The following is a 24,072-nucleotide window of genomic DNA, read 5'->3' on the forward strand; positions in this document are numbered from 1 at the left end:
GGCTGACGCTTCGGGGCGCTTATTCGGCCCCGTGTCCAGAACCGGGTATGCTCACGTTCGTCGGCCTCGGCCTCTGGGACGAGCGCTCGATAACCGTCGAGGGACAGGACGCGCTGCGGAGCGCGGACAGCGTCTTCGCGGAGTTCTACACCTCCCGGCTCATGGGGACATCGGTACCCGAGTTCGAGGCGTACCACGACGTCTCGGTCGAGGTCCGTGACCGCGCCGGCGTCGAACAGAATCCCGCGCCCATCCTCGACGCTTCGGAGGCTGACGACGCCGTCTTCCTCACCGCCGGCGACACGATGATCTCGACCACCCACGTCGACCTTCGGCTGCGGGCGCACGACCGGGGCATCGAGACGCAAGTGATTCACGGGACGACCGCCGAGGCCGCGGCCGCCTCGCTCACCGGCCTCCAGAACTACCGGTTCGGGAAGGCGACGACGCTCCCGTTCCCGTACGCGCACGGCGGCGACACCGTCCCCGGCAGCGTCTGTGACGTGCTCGACGACAACCGCGAGCGCGGCCTCCACACGCTCGTCTACCTCGACATCAAGCAAGAGCGCGGCGAGTACATGACCGCCGACGTGGCCGCCGACCTGCTCGCCGAGGGCTACGAGGACTGTCTCGGCGTCGCGGTCTGTCGGGCCGGTAGTCCCGAGCCCGTCGTCGCCGCCGACCGCCTCTCCGTGCTCGCCGAGCGGGACTTCGGTGACCCGCTCCAGCTGCTCGTCGTCCCCGGCGACCTCCACCACATCGAAGCCGACGCGCTCCGGGAGCTGGGTGGGGCGCCCGACGAACTGACCGACCCCGTCTGACTACTCCTCGCCGGAACCGTCGGCCCGCACGTTCGCAGCCTCGGGCGACTCGACGCCGAACGCCTCCTGGATGTCGTACTCGTTGCCCGTCGCGAGGTAGAGCAGGTCCTCGACGACGACCATCACCTCGGGGAGTTCACGGACCAGCAGGAAGGTGAGGCCGACGAGCACGACCACCGAGAGCGACTGCGCGACGATGCGGTCGGCGACGTAGTACGACACCATCCGCACGTCGTCGGCCCCGAACAGCGCCATCACGAGTTCGGGAGCGATTTGCGCGCGCTGTTGGCCGAACGAGATGGCGATGAACACGTTGCGGACGATGTTCAGCGCGTAGATGATGGGGATGGAGACGGCGAACGCCCGCGCCTTCCGTCGCAGGGGCGCGCGCACGGCGGCGATGACGCCCGCGAAGATTGCCATCGACCCGATACCCGTACACGCGATGAGGATGGTGTACGTGATGGGGTGGCCATCGTCCTCGAAGTAGAACGTGTTGCGGTAGTCGGCGTACTTGGTGGCGTACTCGGCCGTCCGGGCGTCGGACATGCCGAGCGCCTCGCCCGTCCGCTGCGCGGCCTCCGGCCACGGGATGAGCGTCGGGTCGACGCCTACGAGCCGAATCGCAGCGGCCGTCTGGAGCGCGACGGTCTCGACCAGCCACTCTTCGAGCGCGGGAACCGCCTGGAACGGGATGAAGATGATTCCCATCGCGGCAACGGCCCGCGACATCACGAACAGCGAGTCGCGGCCCTGCCAGAGGAGGTAGCCGACGTACAGCGACGCGGGGACGGCGACGACGCTACCGAGCCCCTCGATGATGGACCGCTGGGTGAACGCGAAGTGCGGCGCCTGGACGGCCCAGAAGACGGCGAAGATACCCCACGCCCCGACCAGCAGGGGGCGGGCACGTTCGCGGTCGCGGAGTTCGAGGAGCGAGCCCGCGGTGAACGTCAGGATGACGACCCACGCGAGGGGCACGGCGACAACGTCGTGCAGGGCAGCGAGCGTGCTCACGGGGTCGACCATGTGTTGTTCCGTAGTTCGCCACCGAGGGTATATGTTTTGTCCGAACGCGCACGCCCGATGCCAACTCGTCAGTCGTCTTCACGGCGCCCGCCGTCGGCTCGTACCGACTCGTCGAGCGTCCCGAACTGGTAGTCGCTTCCGGTCGTCACCTCGAGCAGGTCGCCGATGACCAGCCGGAGTTCCGGCAGTTCACGACTCACCGCGAGCAACAGCCCGACGACCACCACCACCGAGAGCGTCTGTGCGATGACGCGGTCGGCGAGCAGAAACGACACGAGGTCCGGGTGGTCGGCACCGAACAGCCAGAGCACGAGGGCCGGGCGGACCTGGAGCCACTGGTGGCCGTACGCGAGCGTGATGAACACGTTGCGCGCGACGTTCAACACCCAGATGACGGGGAGCGTTACCGCGAGCGCCCGGAGCTTACTCGCGAGCGGGGCACGCACCGCAGTCACCAGCCCGGCGAAGATGGCCATCGACCCGAGTCCTGTACACGCGAGCAGGATCTCCACGGAGCGGTCGATCCGCTCGCCCGAGCGAAAGACGAACACGTTCCGGACGCCCGCCTCGGTGACGACTTCGGGCGTGTAGCCGACCGCCGCAATGGACCACTCCACCTGGCGCGTGACGAGTTCGACGAGCGGCACGCGGACGACGGCGAGCGTCGTCGCCGGGAGGTAGACGAGCCCCATCACTCCCACCGCACGCGCGAGCACGAGGAGACTCTCGCGGCCACGGAGCGTCAGGTAGCCGGCGTAGCCACACGCCGGGACGGCCAGCGCCGAGAGGATGCCCTCGACGTACGAGAGCTGAACGAGCGCGAAGTGCGGGACGAGGAGCGCCCAGAACGCCGCAAAGAGCAGCCACGCAGCGGTCGAAAGCCACCGACCAGCGTGGGACGCTCGCGGTTCTACGAGCGCACCGACGAGGAACGTCACGACGACGAGCCACGCCAGTGCGTCGAGCTGTTGCATCGACTCCCCGTTCGTCGCTCGGTCGTATCAACGTAGCGACGCGGCTGTCGCTGGGGGTGTAGCGCGCGAAAGAAAAATCCCGTATCGGATGACCGGGGTGGGTCCCGGTTATTCAGTCGTTAGTCGCGGCGGAGCGCGAGGAGCGCGGCGCCGGCGAGCGCGATGAGCGCGGCGACGAGGCCGAAGCCGGGCCCGTCAGTGGGCGTCGGCGACGGCGACGGCGTCGGCTCCTCGGGCGTCGGCGACGGCGTCGGCTCCTCGGGCGTCGGCGTCGACTCCGGCGTCGGCGTGGCCGACGGCGTCGGGGTCGGCGTCGCGACGGTCAGCGAGGCCGAGTCCGTGACGATGTCACCAGCGTCGTTGGTGTACGGACCGTCCTCGGCGCCTTCGGACGTCACGAAGTCGTACGCTTCGTTCCCGTTCGTGTCGAGGTGCGGCATGGCGATGGCCGTGCCGGACTCGGTGTACGGGGTGTCGAGCGTGACCGTGATGTCCGAGTGACTGCCAGCCTCGAGGTACGCGGACGTACCGCGGACGGAGTCGAAGACAGCGCCGTCGGCGAGCGTGCCGTCGTGGATGGTGATGAAGCCACCGTCGGACAGCGTGGCGCTCGCGACGGTCGCGGTCGTACCGTCAGAGGTCTGGTCGTTGATCGTCACCGTGGCCGTCGGGGCCGGGGCGACGATGCCGGGCGTCTCGACGTTGTCCTCGAAGCCACGGTTCGGGATGGTGACCGTGAACTGCGTGTCCTGCGAGACGTTCGAGAAGTCGAACGTGCCCGAGAACGTACCGTTCGGGCCAACTTCCGTCGTGTTGGACTTGAGGAACGGACTGTCGCCAGTCGAGCGAGCGCGGATGGTGAGCTCCGTACCGGGAGCCAGGTTCGTCGTGCCGGAAATCTGCTGGTCCGCAGCAGAGTCGACGGTCACGTTGCCGTCGGCGGCCGTGTCGAACTCAGCCGTGCGCTCTTCGACGGTGAACTGCGTCGAGACCTCCTCGGTCTCGTCTTCATCGACGTACGGGTTCTCGTCACCGTCGATCTCGAAGGTGACGTTGTAGGTCTCGCCTTCCTCGATGGCGAGGCCGGTCTGCGTGCCACGGCGCGCGGTTGCCTCGTCCGTGTCGACGACGATGAAGTGCTGGTTGTTCTCCGCGTCGACGAACAGCTCGACGCCGTTCTGGTTGACGGAGATCTCCTTGGGTTCGCGGTTGATCGTGTCGCCAGCCTCCTCGATGGTGACGGAAACGCCGTCGTTTCCGGCCTCGTCGAGGTCGTCGAGGCTGGTGATGTAGCCGAAGATACCGGATGCCGTGATCTGGGTCACGGTCTTGTCACCGAGCGCGACGTTGTCACGCTGCGTGACAACGTCGAGAAGCTCGGTCGTGTTGCCGGGGCTCGAGGAGCCCGGAGCGACCCACTGCTGGGCCGAGTCCGTGGAACGGGCGTTCAGCGTGACGACCGCAACGTCCTGCTCGTCTCCATCGAAGGAAACGGCGAGGTCGTAGTCAGCAGCCGAGAGACGCGAGTCGCTCGGGATGCGGTTGCTGAAGCGACGGACGTTAGTGACCGCGTCGTCGCTGTCGGCGGCCTCGAAGGCGGTGCCTTCGTTAGTCATGTAGCCAGCCTTGTCGGTGTTCCACTCGACAGTGACTTGGCCGTCGTCGTCGCCGTCCTCAACGGTGAGGGAGACGTTGTAGTTGACGTCGTCCCCGCCGATCTGAACGTCGGCAGTCGAGTCCTGGTTGAGGTTGACGGTGAACTCCGCGACGTCACCGCGCTCCTCGCTGTAGACGGCCTGACCGAAGGAGGCCGACTTGTCGCCAGGCGCACTGATCGTGAGGAAGTCAGAGTCGGAGTCACCCGTGCCGACGACCTCGAAGTCGATCGTGTAGTTGCCAGTCGGTGCATCACTCGGGAGCGTGTAGCTCTGCGTCACGTCGTTACCGCTGACCTGCACCTGGACACCGTCCAGAGTGGTGTCGGCGTCACCGAACGTGTCGTTGAGCACGTCCTCGTTAAGGCCAGACGAGGAAACCGTGACATTGTACTTTGCACGGTTGCTCTCGAAGCTAACCTCGACATCGTTGTTCGCTCCGCGCGTGACCGAGTTGTCGCCGAACGAGGCGCTGAAGTCCTGGTTGACGATCGTGATAATCTCACCGGAACTCAGGGAGTTCTGGTTAGTACTGCTGTACGTGATGGTACCATCAGCTGCACCCGCGAGAACGGCTCCGTTACCGTCCGTCAGGACGTACTCACCGCTGAGACCGGAGGTGCTGATGAGTGCCTCACCTGTACTGGAGTCGTAGGAAACCTCGGTGACGAGGTCGCCCACGACCTTCGAGCTACTAACCGTCTCGACTTCGTGGAGCTCAACGACGGTGTCGGTGTCGTTACCGTCAGCGTTGTTGAGGTTCTGGGCGAAGAGCGTCTGGCCGACCCAGCGGTTCGCACCAGTCTGGTACGTTGCGTCGTAGTCACGGCCTTCCTGGCCGGGGCCTTCGTACGGCGGGTCCTGGTCAGTGGTAGTGCTGCCACCGCCAGAGGCAACGATGGTGTACTGACCGTTGGTCATCGTGTCCTGAGTGACCTCACCAGTGTTCTTGAGCTCCGTGACCTGCGTGTAGGTGCCTCCGGACGGGTTCTTGATGTCACCCACAGCGATGGAGACGTTCTCATTGCCGTCGAGGTCCTGGGAGTTCGAGAGCGTGAACGACAGCGTGTCGCCGCTCTTCGAGAGCGAGGAGTACCCATCCGTGTACTCCGTCCCGTTGATAAGGACGGTAATGTCGGACTCCGTCACCGAAGCGAGGTCCGGGCCGGTAGTACCGGTCGAGTTGAAGTCAATCTCGACGTACTGGAGTTCCTCACTGTCGTCCCAGCTTGCGGGATCGACTGTTGCACTGTGATTATACGTTACACCTGCGGCACCAGCGGCATCATCGCTGATGACGTGGTTTCCACCGATGTCCGCAGCAGCCGCGCTTCCTGCAAATGCGACGGTCCCCGCGAAAACGGAGAGGACCATCAGCACCGTCAGGAAGATGCTGCGAACCTTCGTGTTGGTTCCTGTCATAGTTTGTTGTGTACCGGACGGCAACAGCGCGTTTCGCCCCACGGGGCGCGACGTGAGTCGCGAGTAGACCCGTGAGCGGTACTTCGTACTGTCACCATGGGTAGGGGTACATCTCTACGAACTGGCGCTCGTTATAAATGTTTTGTGGTAAAATGAGAACCGTGCCAACTCACCACACCGTCGAAATCACCGGATAGAGACCGTTTGTGACCGTATGGCACGCGTCAGACGGAGCGGTGACGAAGGGCTTGCACGGGACTGACAGAACGACAGAGAGTACCGCTCAGTCAACGTGTTCTGTCGGGAACAACCCAACGAATGACTGGACAGTATCCGCCCTCAGTTGGTTACGTGCCCCTCGAGAAGTTCGATCTCGTGCCCCTCGTGCGTGCGCGTGAACGCGTACAGGTTGTCACAAGAGGCGGGGTCTCGGTAGTCGTCCGCCTCGCGGGTTTGAAGCTGACCCCAGGCATCGTCGAGGTCGTCGACCTGCACCGCGAGGTGGCCCCAGGCGTCGCCCATCGTGTACGAGCGGCCGTCGTAGTTGTACGTGAGTTCCACGGACATTGCCTCCTCGCTCGCTTCGGGCGGTTCCATGAAGTAGAGCGCGAAGCTGTCGCCCTCGTAGCGCCGGGCGAGGTCGTACTCGAACTTGCGCGACCAGAACCCGACGGCGGCGTCGGCATCTTCGACGCGAACCATCGTGTGGTCGAGCGACCAGAGCGCACCATGGTCGCGCTTGACGAGTTCGATCTCGTGGCCGTCGGGGTCCCTCACGAACGCGTAGCGGTTGTCACAGGACTCGGGGTCGCGGTAGTCACCGACGCCGTTCTCGATGAGTTCGTCGTACCGCTCCTGCAGTTCCCCCTCCGGGACGCGGACGGCGATGTGGCCCCAGGCATCTCCCATCTCGTACTCGGACTCGCCGTGGTTGTACGTGAGTTCGAGCACCGCACCGTCGTCGGCCATGTCCGCGGGGCCGAGATAGACGTTGGTGAACGTGTCGGCCTCCCAGCGACCCTTCTCCTCGTAGTCGAAGTGGGTCTGGTACCAGTCGAGTGATTCCTCGAGGTCGCCGACCCGCATCATGACGTGGTCGAGTGGTGCGTGCATACACCGGCAGGAGGCTCGCGTGGGCGAAAAGCGTTCGGCAAGCGGTCGAGCTATCGACTACTGCTCGGAGACGGGGGCGAACAGCGCGGCGCGGAGCGCCGGCCAGTAGAACCACCAGACGACGCCGAACACGACCGCGAGTCCGACGGGAAACGGCGTCCACGCGATCCGGTGGCTGAACGCGTAGCTGACGCCGACGTGTGCGAGGCCAGCGAACGTCAGGGCGCCCGCAGTGAGCCGCACGTCCTCCCGGTCGAACAGCGCCCCGGACGCGGCACTCGCGACGGCGACGAGATAGAGGAGGATGCTCGCGGGCCACAGTCCCGGATTTCGGGGGAGCCCGCCACCCGAGAGGAAGAACCGGTAGACTGGGACGACTCTGACGACAGGGTCGAGCGCCGGATTGTAGTCGAGGACGAACAGCGGGAAGACGAGCGTGGCACGCCCGCCGTCGATGAGGAACAGCGTCCACGGCACGAGCGAGAGCGCGAGTAGCGCCGCGAGCCGCCGTCGGGCCGAGGCGTGGGCGAGACGACTCACTTCCGGGCGACGATACGGAGCACGTCCTCGTCGGCGAGTTCGTGGTCGCGACCGACCTGTTGTTCGTCGTGTTTCGCGCTCGCGCCCGTCACGCGCGCGAACCGGAACCGCTCGTCGAAGCTCCCGCCGAGCTTGTGGAGCGCGTCCTCGACCGTGTTCTCGTCCTCGGTGAGGATGAGCGGCTCCTCGTAGTCAACGCCACGACCGGGTTTGTCCATGTAGATACGGATGAGCCCGAGCTTGCGGAAGATGGTCTCCTTCAGCGAGTCGAGCCCCTTCTCCTCCTCGGCAGAGATGAACACCGCCGACTCGGGGTCGATGTCGTGCTCGCGGAGCTGCTCGTTGACCGTCTCCAGGTAGTCCTCCTCGATGAGGTCGGCCTTGTTGACCGTGACGGCCGAGGGGAGGTAGACGCGGTTGTCCATCAGCGCGTCGACGAGCTGGTCGATGTCGAGGTTCTGCCGGAGCGTGATGTCCGCGTTGACGTAGCCGTACTCGCGACAGACCTGCTTGATGGTCTCCTCGTCGAGGTCGACGCCGTCGGCCTTCGTCACCTTCAGCCCACCCTTGTGCCGCTTCGTCACCGAGATGCTCGGCGGGTCCTGGTCGACCCGGATCTTGTTGTCGTACAGCTCCTTCGAGAGCCGAGCGTACTGGTCGATCTCGAAGACGGAGAGCACGAACAGCACGAGGTCCGCGGTCCGCACCACAGAGAGGACCTCGCGGCCACCCCCCCGGCCACCTGCTGCCCCCTCGATGAGCCCAGGCACGTCCATCAGCTGGATGTTCGCGCCCTTGTACTGGAGCATCCCGGGGTTGACGTCGAGCGTCGTGAACTCGTAGTGGCCCACCTCGCTCTCGGCGTTCGTGAGGGCGTTGAGGAGCGTCGACTTGCCGACGGAGGGGAACCCCACGAGCGCGACGGTCGCGTCACCGGTCTTCTCGACGGCGTAGCCACCACCGCCACCCGAACCCGACTGCTGGCGTTCGAGCTTGTCCTTCTTTTCGGCGAGCTTCGCCTTCAGGCGACCGATGTGCGCTTCCGTCGACTTGTTGTAGGGCGTGTTGGATATCTCCTCCTCGATTTCCTCGATCTCCTCTTCGAGCCCCATTACGTTCGAATCCGCCGCTGGACCGGAAAAGTCTGTCCGTTGCCCCCGGGAACGTGCCGGGACAGCCGAGGTTATACAGCCACCGCCGCTACGACGGGTATGGACAAGCGGCAACTGGCTGCGAACCTCATTCTGGGGGCACTGTTGTTCGTTGGCGTCGCCCACACGCTGCTCGCGACGCTCGTGTTCGATACGGGACTCGAGGAGGTCGGTGTCCTCCTCATCGGCGTCGTGCTCGTCGGGTTCGCGCTCGTGAACCTCTGAGGTCGTCGGGCCGAACGGCGTTTCAACAGGTTGATGGGGTGCTACTGCCATCTGGGAGTAGATGCCGGACCCATCGAGGTTCCGTGACAGCACGCAGATCGTCCTCCCGTGGGCGGCCTTCGAGAGCGTTCGTGGCGAGGTCGAATCCCGCTTCACCGTCTCCGTCGTCGAGACCGACCGCTGTGGACATCCCAGTGGCTGTGCCCGCATCATCGGAAGCCCGGTCGAGATCAAGCAGGTGAGCGCCTTCCTCACCCGACACGGCGTGAGCCTCCCCTGACCGAGAGACTCGTACTGGTGTGCTGACGGCGAAAAACAATCCTTAAACGCGCGGCCCGAATTGAGTCGCGTATGGCTGGAACTATCGAAGTGCTCGTCCCCGGCGGGCAGGCCAACCCTGGGCCGCCGCTCGGTCCGGAGCTCGGCCCGACCCCGGTGGACGTGCAGGCGGTCGTCCAGGAGATCAACGACCAGACCGCGGCGTTCGACGGCACCGAGGTGCCCGTCACCGTCACCTACGAGGACGACGGCTCCTTCGACATCGAGGTCGGCGTCCCGCCGACGGCCGCGCTCATCAAGGACGAACTCGGCTTCGAGACGGGGTCCGGCGTCCCGCAGGAGGACTTCGTCGCCGACATGTCCGTCGAACAGCTCAAGAAGATCGCCGAACAGAAGCTCCCCGACCTGCTCGCGTACGACGCGAAGGGCGCCGCGAAGGAAGTCGCCGGCACCTGCGTCTCGCTCGGTGTCACCATCGAGGGCGAGGACGCCCGCACCTTCAAGCAGCGCATCGACGACGGCGAGTACGACGACACGTTCGCGGACGAAGCCGCGGCGTAATCTCGGGGATTCTCTCTTCGCGTTTTCCGACGGCAGAGCGGTGCGGCCGAAGTACATTCGGCACCGGGCGGTTCTCCGGACAGTGTGACGCGAAAACCGAGGAACAGCGCCACGTTCGAGGAGGCAGTCGAACGCACGCTAGCGGGTGAGGGGGCGACCAGTCACGGGAGCTGGAGCACCCCGTCGATGACGTGTATCACGCCGTTCGACGCCTCGATGTCGATGGTGTCGGGAGTGTCGACGATGGTTGCCTCACCCCCGTTCAGCACCGTCCCGTCGACGGTCACGGTGTCCCCGGTGAGCATCCTGAGCTGGGGCGCTCGCACGACCGATGCGGCGTAGCGACGCCCCGCCGTCACGTGGTACAGGAGGATGTCCTCGAGGTCGGGGTCGGCCAGGAGTTGGGCGGCAGTGATTCCGAGCTCAGTGAGCAGCGCAGCGAACGCCCCGTCGGTCGGGGCGAACACGGTGAACTGCCCGTCGGTGGAGTCGAGCACCTCGTCGAGGCCCGTCTCCTCGAGGGCGAGCTCCAGGATGTCGAAGTCCGCACTCCCGCTGGCGATGTCGAAGATCGTGTCCTCGGCACTCGCGTCGCTGCGTCCGCCGGGCCGTGCACCGGCTGTTCCGACCCCGCCCGCGGCGAGTATCGCACCGGTCGCACCGACCGCTTTCAGGACCTGTCGCCGTTGAGAATCTATCATTGGCATAGCACCGACAGAGAAGAGTCGTCCCACCGGCGTATCCACAGCACCTTACCAGTAGGGTATCGGGAACCGCCACGATGGGGGCACTAGCCCCGCGAGGTGGCCAAGAATGAACGAGGCAGCAGGGGTAACGCGCTCTCGGGGGAACATAGAAACCCCCAGTTGGTGTATCTGGGCCATGGTCGGCGAGGACGAGCCTGCAGTCGAGTTCGAGCTCAAGGAGCGGGCGATGGACGAGGCGCCCGTCGGCATCACCATCTCCGACCCCGACCGGCCGGACAACCCGGTCATATACGCCAACGACGCGTTCGAACGCCTGACCGGCTATCCACAGGCGGCGGTTCGCGGGCGGAACTGCCGGTTCCTCCAGGGCGAGGCGTCCGACCCCGAGGCCATACGAGAGATGGCGGCGGCCGTCGCCGCCGAGCGGCCCGTCTCGGTCGAGCTCGTGAACTACCGAGCCGACGACGAGGCGTTCTGGAACGAGGTCACCATCGCCCCCCTCCGCGACGACGACGGTGCAGTCACCAACTTCGTCGGGTTCCAGAACGACATCACCGCGCGCAAGGAGGCCGAGTTCGAAGTCGAACGCCGAACGCGGGAACTCGAGCATCTCCTCGACCGCATCAACGGCTTGCTGAAGGACGGCACCGAAGTGCTGGTGCAGTCGACGACCAGGGACGCGCACGTCCGCGGCGTCGTCGAGCGCCTCGCCGCGACTGACCCCTACGTGTTCGCCTGGTTCGGCGACGTGGACCTCGTCTCGGAGACGCTCCTCCCGGTCGCCTGGGCTGGCGACGGGGCGTCACTGGACGACGTCGAGATCGCTGTCTCCGCGGACGACCCGACTGCCCGAGCGTTCCAGACGCGGGAGACGCACACGGCGAGCGTTCCCGGTACCGCCTGTGCGGACCACACGACAGGCGCCCAGTCACTCGCTGCCGTGCCGGTGATGTACCGTGGGACGGTTTACGGCGTGGTGACGGTCTACGCCACCGACGAGGCCGCGTTCGACGAGCGGGAGACCGTCGTGATCGAAGCCCTCGCCCGAACGCTCGGGACGGCGCTGAACGCGCGTGAGAGCCAGCGCATCATCACGGCCTCGAACGTCGTCGAACTGGAGTTCGAGATACGCGACCCCGGCCTGTTCGTCGTGGACCTCTCGGTTCGGTGTGACTGCCGGCTCGAACACCAGGGCTCGATCAATCTGCCGGACGAGGCGCTCTCGCTGTTCTTCTCCACGGACGCACCGCGGGCAGCGCTCCTGGAGTGGGCGGCAGCCGTTCCGGACATCGAACACGCGTCGGTGGTCAGCGGCGACGACGAGTCGAACCTGGTCGAGATCCGGCTCGCAGCCGGCTCGCTCGTCGCCGAGCTGGCCCAGCGAGGCGTGAAGACGCGGTCGATAACCGCCGAAGACGGTACCGCGCGACTCTCACTGGAACTCCCACCTGAGGCCGAGCCCCGAGCGATTGCGACACTGGTCCGTGACCGGTACCCGGAAAGTGACCTCGTCGCGTCTCGTGAACACGACCGCCCCCCGACCACGCAACAGGAGTTCATCTCAGCCGTGGCAGACCGCCTGACAGACCAGCAGGTGACCGCGCTGCAGAAAGCCTATCTCAGTGGCTACTACGCGCCGAACCGTGCGACGACCGGCAACGAGCTTGCTGCGTCCATGGACATCTCGCGGGCGACGTTCCACCAGCACCTCCGGGCGGCCGAACGGAAGCTGGTCCAGGAGTTCTTCGACGGCAATGGCTGACTGGTAAGGTATCCGCTTTTGGTCGGTTGGTAGCCTTCTTCTCGAACGAGGACTCTGCACCACGAGTTGCCGCCGCGGGGGAGAGAAGCTCGCCGTCCTCACCAACCATGCCAGACTGCAACCACTGTGGAAGCTACGTATCGAACGACTTCGCCCGGGTCTTCGCCGACCAGCGTGGTCGAGTGCTCGCCTGCCTTCAGTGCTCCGCACAGGCAGGCATCGCCGAAGTGGCCCTGCGACGAGCAGCCGCGTAATCCGGTGTCCGCCCGCCTCGCGGCTCGCGTTCGGTAGCCTCGCTCACCGGTCCGAACGGTCGTCGCTCACGTTTCGTGGTCTCGCTTCGCTCGCAGAGACATCGCTCACACCGCCCTGCTCACGTGTCGCTCACTGCGTTCGCTCCCGTTCGCTGTACCGTTGCCTCGCTTCGCTCGGCAACGCATTCGACGCGCTTAAGTGCGTCATCACCCTCCCACGAAACGAGACAGGCGCAGCCTGTTTCACACCGTAGTAGCCACGACGGCTGCGACTACGGAGGTGAAAGATGGCAGATTCAATAGAGGAAGCAGTAACTCGCGCACTCGAGGAGGCCCCTGAGCGGAATTTCCGTGAGACGGTCGACCTCGCGATCAACCTGCGCGATCTTGACCTAAACGACCCCAACAACCGGGTAGACGAGTCTATCGTTCTCCCGCGCGGGACGGGTCAGGAGACTCGAATCGTCGTGTTCGCAGAGGGCGAGACCGCCCTTCGTGCCGAGGACGTCGCCGACCAGGTGATGGACGGAGACGACCTCGAAGAGCTCGGTGACGACACCGACGCCGCGAAGGACCTCGCCGACGAGACGGACTTCTTCGTCGCACAGGCGAACATGATGCAGGACATCGGTCGATACCTCGGGACCGTGCTCGGCCCGCGAGGGAAGATGCCGACCCCGCTCCAGCCGGACGACGACGTCGTCGAGACCGTCAACCGGATGAAGAACACCGTTCAGGTGCGCTCGCGGGACCGTCGGACCTTCCACACGCGCGTCGGCGCCGAGGACATGACCGCCGAGGACATCTCGGACAACATCGACGTCATCATCCGCCGCCTGGAGGCCAATCTCGAGAAGGGCCCCCAGAACATCGACGGCATCTACGTGAAGACGACGATGGGTCCGTCCCAGGAGGTGCCCATCTGATGAGCGCCGAATCCGAGCGCAAGACGGAGCACATCCCGGAGTGGAAGCGCGAGGAAGTCGACGACATCGTGGAGATGCTCGAGTCCTACGAGTCCGTCGGCATCGTGAACATCGCGGGTATCCCCTCGCGCCAGCTTCAGGACATGCGCCGGGAGCTGTACGGGACGGCAGAGCTCCGCGTCTCGCGGAACACGCTCCTGACCCGCGCGCTCGAGGAGGTCGACGAGGGGGTCGAGGAGATGACCCAGTTCGTCAACGGGCAGGTCGGCATCATCGCGACCAACGACAACCCGTTCGGGCTGTACAAGCAGCTCGAGGCCTCGAAGACGCCGGCACCCATCAACGCTGGCGAAGTCGCCCCGAACGACATCGTCATCCCCGAGGGTGACACCGGCATCGACCCCGGTCCGTTCGTCGGCGAACTCCAGCAGGTGGGCGCCGAGGCACGCATCATGGAGGGCTCCATCAAGGTGACCGCCGACTCGACCGTCCTGAAGGCGGGCGAAGAGGTCTCCGATGGACTCGCCAACGTCCTGAGCGAACTCGGCATCGAGCCGAAGGAGGTCGGGCTCGACCTCCGTGGCGTGGTCTCCGACGGCGTGACGTTCGCGCCCGAGGAACTCGCCATCGACATCGACGAGTACCGCGCGGACATCGAGGCCGCCGTCGCCGGCGGGCGCAACCTCTCGGTCAACGCCGTCTACCCGACGGCCCAGACCGCAGGGACGCTGCTCGCGAAGGCGTCCGGCGAGGCCAAGAGCCTCGGTATCCACGCGGCCATCGAGTCCCCGGACCTCGCCGACGACCTCGTGTCGAAGGCGGACAGCCAGATGCGCGCGCTCGCCGCACTAATCGACGACGAGGAGGCCCTGCCCGAGGAACTCCGCGCAGTCGAGACGGCCGAGCCCGCGGAGACGGAGAGCGCCGACGACGGCGCGTCCGAGGACGACGAAGACGAACAGACTGACGACCAATCTGCCGAGGCTGACGCCGACACCGACGACGATGACGATGACGACGGTGACGATGGCGACGCGCTCGGCGCAATGTTCGGGTGAACTTACAATGGAATACGTTTACGCAGCACTCATCCTGCACGAGACCGGTGAAGAGATCAACGAAGACAACCTGACCAGCGTGCTCGAGTCGGCCGGCGCCGACGTCGAGGAGTCGCGCGTCAAGGCGCTCGTCGCGGCGCTCGAGGACGTCGACATCGAGGAGGCCGTCGAGCAGGCGGCCGCCGTGCCCGCGTCGGGCGGCGCGTCCGCTGGCGGCTCCGCCGGCGGCGACGCCGACGAGGGTGGCGACGACGGCGGCGACGACGCTGCCGACGAGGCCGAGGAGGCCGAAGCGGACGACGACGAGGACGAGGACGACGGCGGCGGCGAGGGCCTCGGCGAGCTCTTCGGCTAAGTCCGAGACACCACTTCTCCATATTTTCGCACCTCCCCAGCGACGCGTCTCGCCGACGCGCGGGGCGTAGGTTCAAGTAGCAACACGGGACCAGCCCTCGCGTGGTCACAGTCCCTCGACTGGCGTTCACCGCCGAGCCGACAGCCGTGGCCCTCGGGTTCGTTCTCGCGGGAATCACGCTCGGTGGCGTCAGCGGGCTCGTCCCCGGCCTCCACGCCAACAACATGGCGCTCCTCCTCGCGAGCGTGGCGACCGCGCTCCCCGGCCCGCCGAGATTCGTGGCCGCCGCCATGCTCGCGGCGGGCGTCGTCCACACGTTTCTCGACGTAGTGCCGATGCTCGCACTCGGCGTTCCGGACCCGGCGATGGCAGCGAGCGCCCTCCCGGGCCACCGGCTCGTCCTCCAGGGCCGCGGCCACGAGGCCATCCGACTCTCCGCGCTCGGGTCGGGACTCGCCGTCGCGTTCGCCGTCCCGCTCGCGGTGCCGATTACTCGGCTGATGACGGCCGTCTACCCGACCATCACCGCACACCTCTCGCTCGTTCTCGTGGCGGTCGCAGCACTGCTCGTACTCACCGAATCGCACCTCGGTGCGATGCTCGGCGGCGTCGGCTGTCTGCTCGCCAGCGCCGCCCTCGGCCTCGTCACGCTCGACCTCGACCCGGCTGCCCCGCTCGACGCGGGCGGGATGCTCGCGCCACTCTTCGCCGGGCTGTTCGGCGCGCCCGTGCTGGTCGACGCGGCGTTCGGTGGGGGTGTGCCACCACAGGACGACGCCACGGTCGCGCTCCCCCGCAGGGACGTGGGGCTCGTCGCTGGGGTCGGCACCCTCTCGGGTGCGCTCGTCGGCTACCTCCCCGGGGTGTCGAGCGCCGTCGCCGCGACGACGGCCCTGCTCGCCGTCCCTGGAAAGCTCGGCGCTCGCGGTTTTCTCGTGGCCGTCTCGGGTGTCAACACAGCCAACACGATCTTCGCGCTGTTCGCGCTCGTGGCGCTCGGGCATCCGCGAACGGGCGTGCTCGTCGCGGTCGACCGGACGGGCGCACCGGTCGACCTCCCGTTGCTGCTGTCGACGACTGGTATCGCCGCCTGTGCCGGGTTCCTGCTCGTTCTCTCTCTGGGTGACCGATACCTGACGCTCGTACGTGGGCTCGACTACCGGTGGCTGTCGCTCGTGGTCCTGTCGCTGCTCGTGGGAATCGCCTATCTGTTCGCCGGTGGGGTCGGCGTCCTCGTCTTCCTCGTGGCTGGCCTCCTCGGACTACTCCCGCCGCGACTCGGCACCCGGCGCGTCCACCTGATGGGGGTGTTGATGGGACCGCTGGCGATATGAGGGTGGCCGAGCGGTGCGCGGTTCGACTGTACGGAGAACCGCGAGGCGAACGGCGAGCGCAGCGAGCCGTGAGCGGAGTGAGGCCACGTCACAGCGAGCGGGAGCGACTGCAAGGAGCGACACGCGAGCAGCGTGCCGCGACCGGAGGGACCGACGCGAAACGACGAACGCGAACGACGCGAGCCGTGAGTCAGAGGTAGTCCTGTTGGTGGAAGTACGCCACCAGCACGAGCGAGACGAGCGCCATCCCCAGGAGTGTGGCGTGGTAGGCGTACGGCCAGCCGAGTTCGGGCATCGTCGCGAAGTTCATCCCGAACAACCCTGCGATGAACGACAGCGGGAGGAAGACGATGGCGATGACGGTCAGCCGCTTCATCACCTCATTGGTCGACTGTGAGACCGTGTTGAGGTAGATGTCGCGCGCGCCCCTCGCGAGGTCACGGTACGTCTCGGTGAGGTCGACGACCTGCACGAGGTGGTCGTACACGTCGCGGAAGTACTTCTCCGTCGCCTCGTCGATCTGGTCGGCGTCGCCGCGTGCGAGCACGCCGACGGCCTCGCGGGCCGGCCACGCCACTTTTCGGAACGACAGCAGGTCACGCCGGACGGCGTTGATGCGTTCGAGCGTCTCGATACCCGTCGAGACGAGCACCTCCTCTTCGATGGCCTCGATCTGCGTCTCGACACGCTCCAGCAGGTCGAAGTACTCGTCGACGATCACGTCGACGACGCGGTAGGCGGTGAAGTCGGGACCCCGCTGGAGCAGTCGGGTGTCCTCGTGAGCGACGGCGTTTCGCACCCGGTCGACGACGACGATGGGGGCTGTCGAGAGCGTCACGACCCAGTCGTCGCCGATGAACACTCCGACAGGCTGTTCGCGGACCTCCTCGTCGAACGGACGGTCACCGCGGGTGAGTTCCGCGGTCTTCACGAGCGTGAACGTGAACTCCGGGAACTCCTCGGTCTTCGCCCGGACGTTGTTCACGACGTCCTCGACGGCCAGGCGGTGGATGCCGAACACCTCGGCGACCCGGTCGAGTTCGTCGGGCGAAGCGTCGTGGGCCCGCACCCACGTCGTCCCGTCGGCGCGCTTGGCCGCCTCGAGGTCGTCGTGTTCGGTGACGCCCGTGCCGGCGGCGTAGACGACTGCGTCAATCACGCTTCCCCTCCCGGGCCAGTCCGACGGCCACGAGCGTGACGCCGGCCATCATCCCTGTGAGGGTGAACGCTCGTCCGGGGTACGGCGCGAGGAGCCCCACGCCGTAGCCGACCAGCGCGAGGAGTGTACACGCGGCGCCGACGAGCGCAACCGGTTGCATACCCGGCTTGCACCGGGTGGACGGAAAAACGTTACCGCTGGCGCAGGCGTGGTCAGGTTACTCGCCGCCGGCGGGATGCTCGATGTTCCGGATGAGGACGTCGACGTTCTCCTGCTCACCGTCGACCTGCGTGGGGTAGACGGCGACGGCGACGAGGAAGTCGTCCCCGTGTTCGACCTTCGTGATGTGGATGAACACCTCGACCGACTGGCCGGTGTCGGTCATCGCGTCGGCGCGGAACTTCGAGACGGTCGTCTCGTTTCCGTACACCGTCACGGTGCGCTCGGACTCCGGCTGGACGTTGTCGATGGCCTCGTACTTCTGCTGGAGGGTCAACACCAGCTCGGTGTTGTTGAGGTCGTCCACCGGGTTGAACGGGCCCTGTCCGGCGACTTCGACCTTCGGCGTCGAGAGGACGGTGAACCGGGCGACCTGCTGGTCACCGAACACCGGGAGGTTCACGCTCCGTGAGTACTCCGAGAGCTGGTTCGTCACCTCGACTTGCCGGGTCTGACCTGCGGCGGTGAAGTTCCGAGTGACCGTCTGCGGCTCGCTTCGAGCCTGCTCGTAGTTCGTCTCCTGCTGGGCCGAATCCGTCACTTTCGCCGGGTCGGCGCTGAACTGGAGCGCCTCGCTGCCAGTCAGGAAGCCGATACACCCGCTCGTCAGCAAGAGGCCAACCAGCGCGACAGCCAGTACGCCACGTCGTCTGCTCATTCTCGGTCGCGGCTACTCGGTCAGGTCCAATAAGTTCCGTGGACGACAACAGGATTTGACTCCCCGGGTCACGCCGGCTCTCGTCGAGTTACAGCCGGTAGGTCGCGCCGTCGTCGGTGTCCTGTACCTCGACGCCGAGGGCTTCGAGATCGTCGCGCAACGCGTCGGCGCGCTCGTAGTTGCCGGCTGCCCGCTCCTCCTCGCGGACGTCGAGAACCAGTTCGACCAGTTCCTCGGCGAGGTGGGCCTCGCCGCCCGTCTCGCCATCGAAGCTGAACCCGAGGACGTCGCCGCCCAACTCGTCGAACGTCGTGATGGAGCGGGTGAGCCCGCGGTAGTCGTGCGCCTCGTGGGCGTCGAGGTGACTGTTGACCGACCCGACGAGCGAGAGGAGGGCTGCGAGCGCCTCTCGCGTGTTGAAGTCGTCGTTCATCGCCGCGGTGAACGCCTCGCGGGTCTCCTCGACCGCCTCTCGGAGGGCTTCGTCTTCGACCTTCGTGCGGGCCGCCGCGGAGTCGGCGGCCTCCGCCGCCCGCCGGTAGCCGTTCTCCAGTCGCTCCCACCGCTCGGTCGCCTCCTCGATGGCAGCCTCCGAGTACGTCTGGGTCGAGTTGTACGACGCCGAGACGAAGAACATCCGGAGCGGGTTCACCCCGAACTCGCCGACCGCCTCCTGGACCGGGATGAAGTTGCCCAGCGACGACGACATCTTGTCCTCGCCCATCTGGAACAGGTCGGCGTGGAGCCAGTAGCGGACGAACTCCTGTCCGGTGGCGGCCTCGCTCTGCGCGATTTCATTCTCGTGGTGCGGGAACACGAGGTCGCGACCCCCGACGTGGATGTCGATGGTCTCGGCGAGGTGCGTCATGCTCATCGCGGAGCACTCGATGTGCCAGCCCGGCCGGCCCTCGCCCCACGGCGAGTTCCACGTCTCGCCGGTGGGGTGCGCCACCGAATACTCGCGGTCGGCGTGGCGGTGTTCCTCGACGGCGTGTTCGGAGACGCCGTCGGCCTTCCAGAGCGCGAAGTCCGCGGGGTGTCGCTTCTCGGCGCGTTCGGCCTCCTCGCCCTGGGCTTCGACTTCCTCGACGCGCTGGTTCGAGAGCTTCCCGTAGTCGTCGAACTGCGTCACGTCGAAGTAGACCGAGCCGTTCGACTCGTAGGCGTAGCCCTTCTCGACGAGTCGCTCGATGAGGTCGACGATCTCCGGGAGGTGCTCGCTGACGCGGGGGTACACCTCAGCCCGGAGGAGGTTGAGCGACCGCATGCTCGTGAGCAACTGGTCGATGAAGTGGCTCGCGACCGCCCCTTCCGAGTCACCGAGGTCGTCTTCGCCCACTCGCGCCGTGATCTTCTCGTTCACGTCGGTGATGTTCTCGACGTGTCGGACGCCGTACCCGAGGTGGTCGAGCCAGCGGTGCATCACGTCGACGTGGACCCAGGTCCGCGCGTGCCCGAGGTGGGGGTCGTCAGAGACCGTCAGTCCACAGTAGTAGAGGAGGACGTCCTCGGGGTCCTGTGGTTCGAACGGCTCCGTCTCGCCCGTCAGCGTGTTCGACACGCGCAACGTCATTGCCCTCGATACCAGAGCGGGCAATTTGTAACCGTCGGATTCCGGCCCGGACCGGCAGGGTCTAGCCATGGGGAACCCCCTCCATTCGGGCGAGGCGAACGGCGACAACTGACCTCAGACGTCGAGGGCGTCCTCGACGTACCGGAGCGCGTCGATACCGGCTCGCCGCGACACCACGACGACCAGTTGCCCCTGTGTACCGCCCACCGCCTCGACCTCGACACCCTCGACCGACAGCCGGGCGAGCACGTCAGCGAGCGACTCGGCCGAGCAGTCGCCGTTCGCGACGATGGCCGTGTGGTCACCCCCGCCCGATCCCAGCGAGAGGTCGCCGACCGTCACGAGCGCCTCCTCAGGGGCACACTCGCCGAGCCCGCTCCGCATGTCGACCCGAACATTCCCCTCGCGCACGCCGGGGTCGGGCAGATCCTTGGCGTAGCGTCTGAGCGCGGCGGCGACCGCCTCCTCGTCGCCCACGTCGAGGTAGCGGGCGGCGGCGGTGTAGTTGAGGACGCCCGCGCGGAGCGCTGCGTGGAGGAACGGCTCGCGCCGGACGGCCTCGCGCGTCTCGCTCGCGACTGTCATCGCCAGGAGGACGCCGGCCCGGGAGGAAAACCCATCGCTCCCGGGCCTGTTCGAAACGGCACTTCTTTGGTCGGGGCTCGCTTCGCCTCGCGTATGGTCACCCTCGGACTGGTGGTCGCCCAGTTCAACAAAGCGCGGCCCATCACCCACGAGATGGAGGCGGCCGGCCGTGAGGCCGCCGCCGAGCGCGGTGCCGACATCGTGGAGACGCTGGAAGTGCCCGGCGCGTACGACGCGCCGCTGGCCGCCGACCGACTGGCACGGCGCGACGACGTCGACGCCGTCGCCGTCCTCGGCGCCATCATCACCGGCGACACCGCCCACGACCGCGTCATCGCCGACGCCGCCGCCCAGGGGCTGACGGACGTGTCGCTCGACCGCGACACGCCGGTCACCCTCGGCATCATCGGTCCAGGGATGAGCCAAGCAGAGGCCGAGGCGCGCATCGACTACGGCGCGACCGCCGTGGAGAGCGCCATCGACCTCGCGGAGGAACTATGACTATGGACTTCGCCGACCGCGTCGAACGAGTCGAACCGAGCGCGACGCTCGCCATCTCCAACCTCGCCTCTCAGCTCGAGGCGGATGGCGTCGACGTCGTGGACCTTTCGGTGGGGGAGCCGGACTTCCCCACCCCAGAGAACGTCGTCGAAGCGGGCAAACAGGCCATCGACGACGGCCACACGGGCTACGCCCCCTCGAACGGGATTCCCCCGCTCAAGGAGGCTATCGTCGAGAAGCTCGCTGCCGACGGGCTCGACTACGGCACCGACGAAATCATCGTCACCCCGGGGGCGAAGCAGGCGCTGTTCGAGACGTTCCAGACGCTCATCGACGACGGCGACGAGGTCGTCCTCCTGGACCCCGCGTGGGTTAGCTACGAGGCGATGGCGAAGATGGCTGGCGGAACGCTGAAGCGCGTGGACCTCTCGGCCCACGACTTCCAGCTCGCACCCGCGCTCGACGAGCTCGGCGAGACGGTGAGCGACGACACGGAACTCCTCGTCGTCAACTCCCCGTCGAACCCCTCCGGCGCCGTCTTCACCGACGAGGCGCTCGAGGGCGTCCGTGACCTCGCGGTCGAACACGACATCACGGTCATCTCCGACGAGATCTACGACGCCATCACATACGGGACGAGCCAGACCTCGCTCGGCTCCCTGGAGGGGATGGGTGACCGCACCGTCACCATCAACGGCTTCTCGAAGGCCTACTCGATGACCGGCTGGCGGCTCGGCTACCTCGCCGCCCCCAAGGCGCTCGTCGACCAGGCTTCGAAGCTCCACAGCCACTCGGTGTCGTGTGCGACGCACTTCGTCCAGTACGCGGGTATCGAGGCGCTCCAGAACACCGACGACGCCGTCGCGGAGATGCGCGACGCGTTCGAGGACCGCCGCGACATGCTCGTCGACCTGTTCGCCGAGCACGGCAAGGAGGTGCCGTTCCCCGACGGCGCGTTCTACATGATGCTCCCCGTCGACGAGGACGATCAGGCGTGGTGTGAGGGCGCCATCGAGGACGCTCACGTTGCGACCGTCCCCGGCAGCGCGTTCGGGACGCCCGGCTACGCGCGACTCTCGTACGCCGCGAGCGAAGAGCGGCTCCGCGAGGGCGTCGAGCGACTCGCCGAGAACGGCTACCTCTAACCCGACGCGAGCTACTTCTTCGCCGCCCGAACCGTCCAGCCACGGCTCACGGTTCGTGAGCTGTCGGAAGAACGGCGGTCGCTCAGTCCTGCGTCAGCGTGCTGCGGAGCGCGTCGTCGAGTTCGGCGTCGCTCATCTTCTCGACGAGCGCGTCGAGGACGGGCTCGCGCATCCCGGGGACGAACTTGATCGAGCCGACGACGAGGTGACCGCCACCGGAGACGCCGGCACCGGGCTGTTCGTCGGTCAGCTCGGAGACCATGTTCGGGATGTCGAGTCGGACACCGTCGGAGCGGAGAACGGCGAAGTCCGGGCCGTAGCCGATGGTGATGACCGGATCGCCCGTCTCCTGTACCTTCCGGTCGTGGATCTCCCCGGTCGTCTTGCCGGGTGCGGGGTAGGTGAAGCGGTGGGCGTGTTCGTCGACGTCGATGCGGTAGAGGTGTGCGCCGTTCTCCAGTTTCTCGTGTTCGAGGTGCGGGAGCGCGTCCGAGAGCTGGCGGTCGACGTCGCGTTCGGCGCGCGTCGAGAGGAACTCGACGAGTTCGCGGTGTCGTTCTTCGTCGCCGCGGACGTTGAGCACGTCTTCGATGAGCGCGTCGCCGGAGTTGTAGCGAAGCCAGTGGGCCGCGTAGTCGAGCGCCTCGCCGATGTCCTGGAGGTCGGCCTCGTCGTACCCTTCCTCGGCGGCGAGCGCGAGGTAGTCGTCCATCGCGTTCGCCTTCGAGCGATCCGCGAGCCCCGCGACGGCGGGAATGTGCCGCAGGTCGTCGGTGAGCGACGGGTCGATCATGCGCGCGAGCTCGACGCACATCATCCCCGTCGTGATGCGGTAGTCCTCGTCGTGGAGGTACGGGTTGACGTGGTGGTCGAGGAACGGCTCGACGGCCTCGGGGTCCGGGTGGTGGTGGTCGACGACGACGACCGGGATGTCGTACTGGTCGAGCGCCCGGTACGCGGGCGTGTCCTCCTCGGTCGAGCCGTTGTCGAGCATGAGGAGGAGCGGGAGCCGCTGTCCGTGGCGCTCCTCGTCCTCCAGCGCGAAGTTGAGGTCGCGCGTCAGGTCCTCCATCTCGTAGAACGGGGCCTTCGAGGGGAGGCGCTTGAACAGGTGTCGCGGCGCCTCGGTGTCCTCGTGGGTCTCGGCGATGAAGTTCTCCAGGGCGACCTGTACCGGCACGGAGGCACACATCCCGTCGCCGTCGGCGTGGTGACGCATCCGGATCGGGCGGGAGTCGAGCACCGCACGGCGAAGGTACTCGGCCAGTTCGCGGAGGTCGGCGCGGAGCTTCTCGAAGGCGGGCCAGTCGACGAGCGGCTCCACCTCGGCCGGTGCAGCGGTCCGTGCGACCGCCTCCTCGACCGACTCGCGAACGGTCACTTCCTCGTCGCCGTCGAGGCGTTCGAGGCTGTCGACTTCGAGCTGGAGTGCGCCCTCGCGGGTCTCGACCTCGCCCGTCACGCGGACGACATCGTCGAGGTCGACCTCGGGGTACGCGCGGACGCCGGCCTCCTCGAACGCGGCACAGGGGACGACGCCAGTCCCGTCGGCGACCTGGAACAGCGTCGGGCCGCCGGTCTGTTTGATCTGGACGACCTCGCCGGCGAGGTGGACGGTCGAGCCGACGCTGTCGGCGAGATCCTCGACGGCGACCTCGTCGCCGGGGTCGACCGCCACGGTGGTGTAGCTCTCGGGCGCGACCTCGTGGAACGAGAGGTCGCCGTTCTGGCGGACCTCGGCGAGCTCGACGACGAGTTCGTCGCCCACGTCGTAGCTCCCGGTCAGTTTCGAGTCGTGGACGAGACCGGAGACGTGGTCGGAGAGGTCGACGAACACGCCGTAGTCGACGACGCCGTTGACGGTGGCGTGGTAGCGGCCACCCTCCTCGACGTCATCGGCCGTACAGCCAGCGGCGAGCCGGAAGACGACCTCGGAGGCCGTCTCGGCGTCGCCGCCATCAGCGGATTGAGTCATTGGAACAGCGTCGGTGTCCTCCGAGTTTAAGGCTTGTCACTCGGCCGGAGCGACCCGACGGCGACGGAGCGGCATCGGCATCGGAACGCTT

At 66.7% G+C, this 24,072-nt stretch carries 25 protein-coding genes; 12 read left to right on the forward strand and 13 right to left on the reverse strand.

Going from position 1 to position 24,072, the window contains the following annotated elements:
* Positions 1-47 precede the first annotated feature (47 nt).
* Positions 48-821, forward strand: a complete 774-nt coding sequence (gene dph5, locus NL126_RS19635) for a diphthine synthase (RefSeq protein ID WP_255196578.1) — start codon at positions 48-50, stop codon at positions 819-821.
* Here the strand turns inward: dph5 and artA (NL126_RS19640) are convergent, their stop codons facing one another.
* The 6 genes from artA (NL126_RS19640) to NL126_RS19665 all read right to left on the reverse strand — a co-directional run bounded on the left by artA (NL126_RS19640) (position 822) and on the right by NL126_RS19665 (position 8,666).
* Positions 822-1,850, reverse strand: a complete 1,029-nt coding sequence (gene artA, locus NL126_RS19640; RefSeq protein ID WP_255196579.1) for an archaeosortase A — start codon at positions 1,848-1,850, stop codon at positions 822-824.
* Between the two features lie 68 nt (positions 1,851-1,918).
* Entirely contained in the window at positions 1,919-2,824 is a 906-nt protein-coding gene (artA, locus tag NL126_RS19645; protein WP_255196580.1) for an archaeosortase A, read from the reverse strand.
* 119 nt (positions 2,825-2,943) lie between these two features.
* Complete coding sequence (locus NL126_RS19650; RefSeq protein ID WP_255196581.1) at positions 2,944-5,901, reverse strand: DUF7282 domain-containing protein; 2,958 nt, start codon at positions 5,899-5,901, stop codon at positions 2,944-2,946.
* A 339-nt stretch (positions 5,902-6,240) separates the two neighbouring features.
* A complete protein-coding gene (locus tag NL126_RS19655; RefSeq protein ID WP_255196582.1) occupies positions 6,241-7,014 on the reverse strand; it encodes a VOC family protein in 774 nt (257 codons plus the stop codon).
* Between the two features lie 57 nt (positions 7,015-7,071).
* Positions 7,072-7,554, reverse strand: coding sequence for a TIGR04206 family protein (locus NL126_RS19660; RefSeq protein ID WP_255196583.1), 483 nt, complete (start codon positions 7,552-7,554; stop codon positions 7,072-7,074).
* On the reverse strand, positions 7,551-8,666 hold the full coding sequence (locus tag NL126_RS19665) for an OBG GTPase family GTP-binding protein (protein WP_255196584.1): 1,116 nt from the start codon (positions 8,664-8,666) through the stop codon (positions 7,551-7,553). Before NL126_RS19665 ends, NL126_RS19660 begins: the two co-directional genes overlap by 4 nt.
* A 99-nt stretch (positions 8,667-8,765) precedes the next feature.
* Here NL126_RS19665 and NL126_RS19670 point away from each other — a divergent pair, with 99 nt between their 5' ends.
* The 3 genes from NL126_RS19670 (at position 8,766) to NL126_RS19680 (ending at position 9,770) form a co-directional block, all read left to right on the forward strand.
* Entirely contained in the window at positions 8,766-8,930 is a 165-nt protein-coding gene (locus tag NL126_RS19670) for a hypothetical protein (RefSeq protein WP_255196585.1), read from the forward strand.
* Positions 8,931-8,991: 61 nt separating this feature from the next.
* Positions 8,992-9,210, forward strand: coding sequence for a VNG_1110C family protein (locus NL126_RS19675; RefSeq protein ID WP_255196586.1), 219 nt, complete (start codon positions 8,992-8,994; stop codon positions 9,208-9,210).
* 71 nt (positions 9,211-9,281) lie between these two features.
* On the forward strand, positions 9,282-9,770 hold the full coding sequence (locus tag NL126_RS19680; protein ID WP_255196587.1) for a 50S ribosomal protein L11: 489 nt from the start codon (positions 9,282-9,284) through the stop codon (positions 9,768-9,770).
* Between the two features lie 161 nt (positions 9,771-9,931).
* On the opposite strand, the gene NL126_RS19685 is transcribed toward NL126_RS19680, so the two are convergent.
* Complete coding sequence (locus tag NL126_RS19685; RefSeq protein WP_255196588.1) at positions 9,932-10,471, reverse strand: fasciclin domain-containing protein; 540 nt, start codon at positions 10,469-10,471, stop codon at positions 9,932-9,934.
* A 181-nt stretch (positions 10,472-10,652) separates the two neighbouring features.
* On the opposite strand from NL126_RS19685, the gene NL126_RS19690 reads away from it, so the two are divergent.
* From NL126_RS19690 to NL126_RS19710, 6 genes are all read left to right on the forward strand, one after another.
* Positions 10,653-12,239 (forward strand): bacterio-opsin activator domain-containing protein, encoded by a 1,587-nt coding sequence (locus NL126_RS19690; protein WP_255196589.1) that lies wholly within the window; start codon positions 10,653-10,655, stop codon positions 12,237-12,239.
* A gap of 107 nt (positions 12,240-12,346) precedes the next feature.
* A complete protein-coding gene (locus NL126_RS22150) occupies positions 12,347-12,493 on the forward strand; it encodes a DUF7563 family protein (RefSeq protein ID WP_434084155.1) in 147 nt (48 codons plus the stop codon).
* A 287-nt stretch (positions 12,494-12,780) separates the two neighbouring features.
* A complete protein-coding gene (locus tag NL126_RS19695) occupies positions 12,781-13,419 on the forward strand; it encodes a 50S ribosomal protein L1 (protein WP_255196590.1) in 639 nt (212 codons plus the stop codon).
* Complete coding sequence (locus NL126_RS19700; RefSeq protein ID WP_255196591.1) at positions 13,419-14,477, forward strand: 50S ribosomal protein L10; 1,059 nt, start codon at positions 13,419-13,421, stop codon at positions 14,475-14,477. Before NL126_RS19695 ends, NL126_RS19700 begins: the two co-directional genes overlap by 1 nt.
* A 7-nt stretch (positions 14,478-14,484) precedes the next feature.
* Positions 14,485-14,832: a 50S ribosomal protein P1 gene (rpl12p, locus tag NL126_RS19705; protein WP_255196592.1), complete on the forward strand. Its 348-nt coding sequence runs from the start codon at positions 14,485-14,487 to the stop codon at positions 14,830-14,832.
* A gap of 101 nt (positions 14,833-14,933) precedes the next feature.
* Positions 14,934-16,166 (forward strand): tripartite tricarboxylate transporter permease, encoded by a 1,233-nt coding sequence (locus NL126_RS19710; protein ID WP_255196593.1) that lies wholly within the window; start codon positions 14,934-14,936, stop codon positions 16,164-16,166.
* A 190-nt stretch (positions 16,167-16,356) separates the two neighbouring features.
* Here the strand turns inward: NL126_RS19710 and corA are convergent, their stop codons facing one another.
* The 5 genes from corA to NL126_RS19735 all read right to left on the reverse strand — a co-directional run bounded on the left by corA (position 16,357) and on the right by NL126_RS19735 (position 20,360).
* The gene (corA, locus tag NL126_RS19715; RefSeq protein WP_255196594.1) at positions 16,357-17,325 is read right to left on the reverse strand and encodes a magnesium/cobalt transporter CorA; all 969 of its coding nucleotides are present in this window, start codon (positions 17,323-17,325) and stop codon (positions 16,357-16,359) included.
* Complete coding sequence (locus NL126_RS19720; protein WP_255196595.1) at positions 17,318-17,485, reverse strand: hypothetical protein; 168 nt, start codon at positions 17,483-17,485, stop codon at positions 17,318-17,320. Before NL126_RS19720 ends, corA begins: the two co-directional genes overlap by 8 nt.
* Before the next feature lie 57 nt (positions 17,486-17,542).
* Positions 17,543-18,202: a DUF6517 family protein gene (locus NL126_RS19725; RefSeq protein ID WP_255196596.1), complete on the reverse strand. Its 660-nt coding sequence runs from the start codon at positions 18,200-18,202 to the stop codon at positions 17,543-17,545.
* An 88-nt stretch (positions 18,203-18,290) separates the two neighbouring features.
* Entirely contained in the window at positions 18,291-19,775 is a 1,485-nt protein-coding gene (gene cysS / locus NL126_RS19730; protein WP_255196597.1) for a cysteine--tRNA ligase, read from the reverse strand.
* A 114-nt stretch (positions 19,776-19,889) separates the two neighbouring features.
* The gene (locus NL126_RS19735; protein ID WP_255196598.1) at positions 19,890-20,360 is read right to left on the reverse strand and encodes a DUF7523 family protein; all 471 of its coding nucleotides are present in this window, start codon (positions 20,358-20,360) and stop codon (positions 19,890-19,892) included.
* Positions 20,361-20,453: 93 nt separating this feature from the next.
* Between NL126_RS19735 and ribH the strand changes: the two genes are divergently transcribed.
* Together ribH and NL126_RS19745 are read left to right on the forward strand one after the other, a co-directional pair.
* Entirely contained in the window at positions 20,454-20,861 is a 408-nt protein-coding gene (gene ribH / locus NL126_RS19740) for a 6,7-dimethyl-8-ribityllumazine synthase (protein ID WP_255196599.1), read from the forward strand.
* A complete protein-coding gene (locus NL126_RS19745; protein WP_350355469.1) occupies positions 20,858-22,006 on the forward strand; it encodes a pyridoxal phosphate-dependent aminotransferase in 1,149 nt (382 codons plus the stop codon). The genes ribH and NL126_RS19745 overlap by 4 nt, the downstream gene beginning before the upstream one ends.
* A gap of 82 nt (positions 22,007-22,088) precedes the next feature.
* On the opposite strand, the gene han is transcribed toward NL126_RS19745, so the two are convergent.
* Complete coding sequence (gene han / locus NL126_RS19750; protein ID WP_255196600.1) at positions 22,089-23,981, reverse strand: Hef-associated nuclease; 1,893 nt, start codon at positions 23,979-23,981, stop codon at positions 22,089-22,091.
* Between the last annotated feature and the right edge of the window lie 91 nt (positions 23,982-24,072).

Origin of the sequence: Halorarius litoreus (genome assembly GCF_024362405.1) — an archaeon.
GTDB lineage: Archaea > Halobacteriota > Halobacteria > Halobacteriales > Haloarculaceae > Halorarius > Halorarius litoreus.

Bases quoted from the DNA above. Each gene is read 5' to 3' on its own strand.
- dph5 (WP_255196578.1), top strand. From the start codon at position 48: ATGCTCACGTTCGTCGGCCTCGGCCTCTGGGACGAGCGCTCGATAACC.
- artA (WP_255196579.1), bottom strand. From the start codon at position 1,850: ATGGTCGACCCCGTGAGCACGCTCGCTGCCCTGCACGACGTTGTCGCC.
- artA (WP_255196580.1), bottom strand. From the start codon at position 2,824: ATGCAACAGCTCGACGCACTGGCGTGGCTCGTCGTCGTGACGTTCCTC.
- NL126_RS19650 (WP_255196581.1), bottom strand. From the start codon at position 5,901: ATGACAGGAACCAACACGAAGGTTCGCAGCATCTTCCTGACGGTGCTG.
- NL126_RS19655 (WP_255196582.1), bottom strand. From the start codon at position 7,014: ATGCACGCACCACTCGACCACGTCATGATGCGGGTCGGCGACCTCGAG.
- NL126_RS19665 (WP_255196584.1), bottom strand. From the start codon at position 8,666: ATGGGGCTCGAAGAGGAGATCGAGGAAATCGAGGAGGAGATATCCAAC.
- NL126_RS19670 (WP_255196585.1), top strand. From the start codon at position 8,766: ATGGACAAGCGGCAACTGGCTGCGAACCTCATTCTGGGGGCACTGTTG.
- NL126_RS19675 (WP_255196586.1), top strand. From the start codon at position 8,992: ATGCCGGACCCATCGAGGTTCCGTGACAGCACGCAGATCGTCCTCCCG.
- NL126_RS19680 (WP_255196587.1), top strand. From the start codon at position 9,282: ATGGCTGGAACTATCGAAGTGCTCGTCCCCGGCGGGCAGGCCAACCCT.
- NL126_RS19685 (WP_255196588.1), bottom strand. From the start codon at position 10,471: ATGATAGATTCTCAACGGCGACAGGTCCTGAAAGCGGTCGGTGCGACC.
- NL126_RS19690 (WP_255196589.1), top strand. From the start codon at position 10,653: ATGGTCGGCGAGGACGAGCCTGCAGTCGAGTTCGAGCTCAAGGAGCGG.
- NL126_RS22150 (WP_434084155.1), top strand. From the start codon at position 12,347: ATGCCAGACTGCAACCACTGTGGAAGCTACGTATCGAACGACTTCGCC.
- NL126_RS19695 (WP_255196590.1), top strand. From the start codon at position 12,781: ATGGCAGATTCAATAGAGGAAGCAGTAACTCGCGCACTCGAGGAGGCC.
- NL126_RS19700 (WP_255196591.1), top strand. From the start codon at position 13,419: ATGAGCGCCGAATCCGAGCGCAAGACGGAGCACATCCCGGAGTGGAAG.
- rpl12p (WP_255196592.1), top strand. From the start codon at position 14,485: ATGGAATACGTTTACGCAGCACTCATCCTGCACGAGACCGGTGAAGAG.
- NL126_RS19720 (WP_255196595.1), bottom strand. From the start codon at position 17,485: ATGCAACCGGTTGCGCTCGTCGGCGCCGCGTGTACACTCCTCGCGCTG.
- NL126_RS19725 (WP_255196596.1), bottom strand. From the start codon at position 18,202: ATGAGCAGACGACGTGGCGTACTGGCTGTCGCGCTGGTTGGCCTCTTG.
- cysS (WP_255196597.1), bottom strand. From the start codon at position 19,775: ATGACGTTGCGCGTGTCGAACACGCTGACGGGCGAGACGGAGCCGTTC.
- NL126_RS19735 (WP_255196598.1), bottom strand. From the start codon at position 20,360: ATGACAGTCGCGAGCGAGACGCGCGAGGCCGTCCGGCGCGAGCCGTTC.
- ribH (WP_255196599.1), top strand. From the start codon at position 20,454: ATGGTCACCCTCGGACTGGTGGTCGCCCAGTTCAACAAAGCGCGGCCC.
- NL126_RS19745 (WP_350355469.1), top strand. From the start codon at position 20,858: ATGACTATGGACTTCGCCGACCGCGTCGAACGAGTCGAACCGAGCGCG.
- han (WP_255196600.1), bottom strand. From the start codon at position 23,981: ATGACTCAATCCGCTGATGGCGGCGACGCCGAGACGGCCTCCGAGGTC.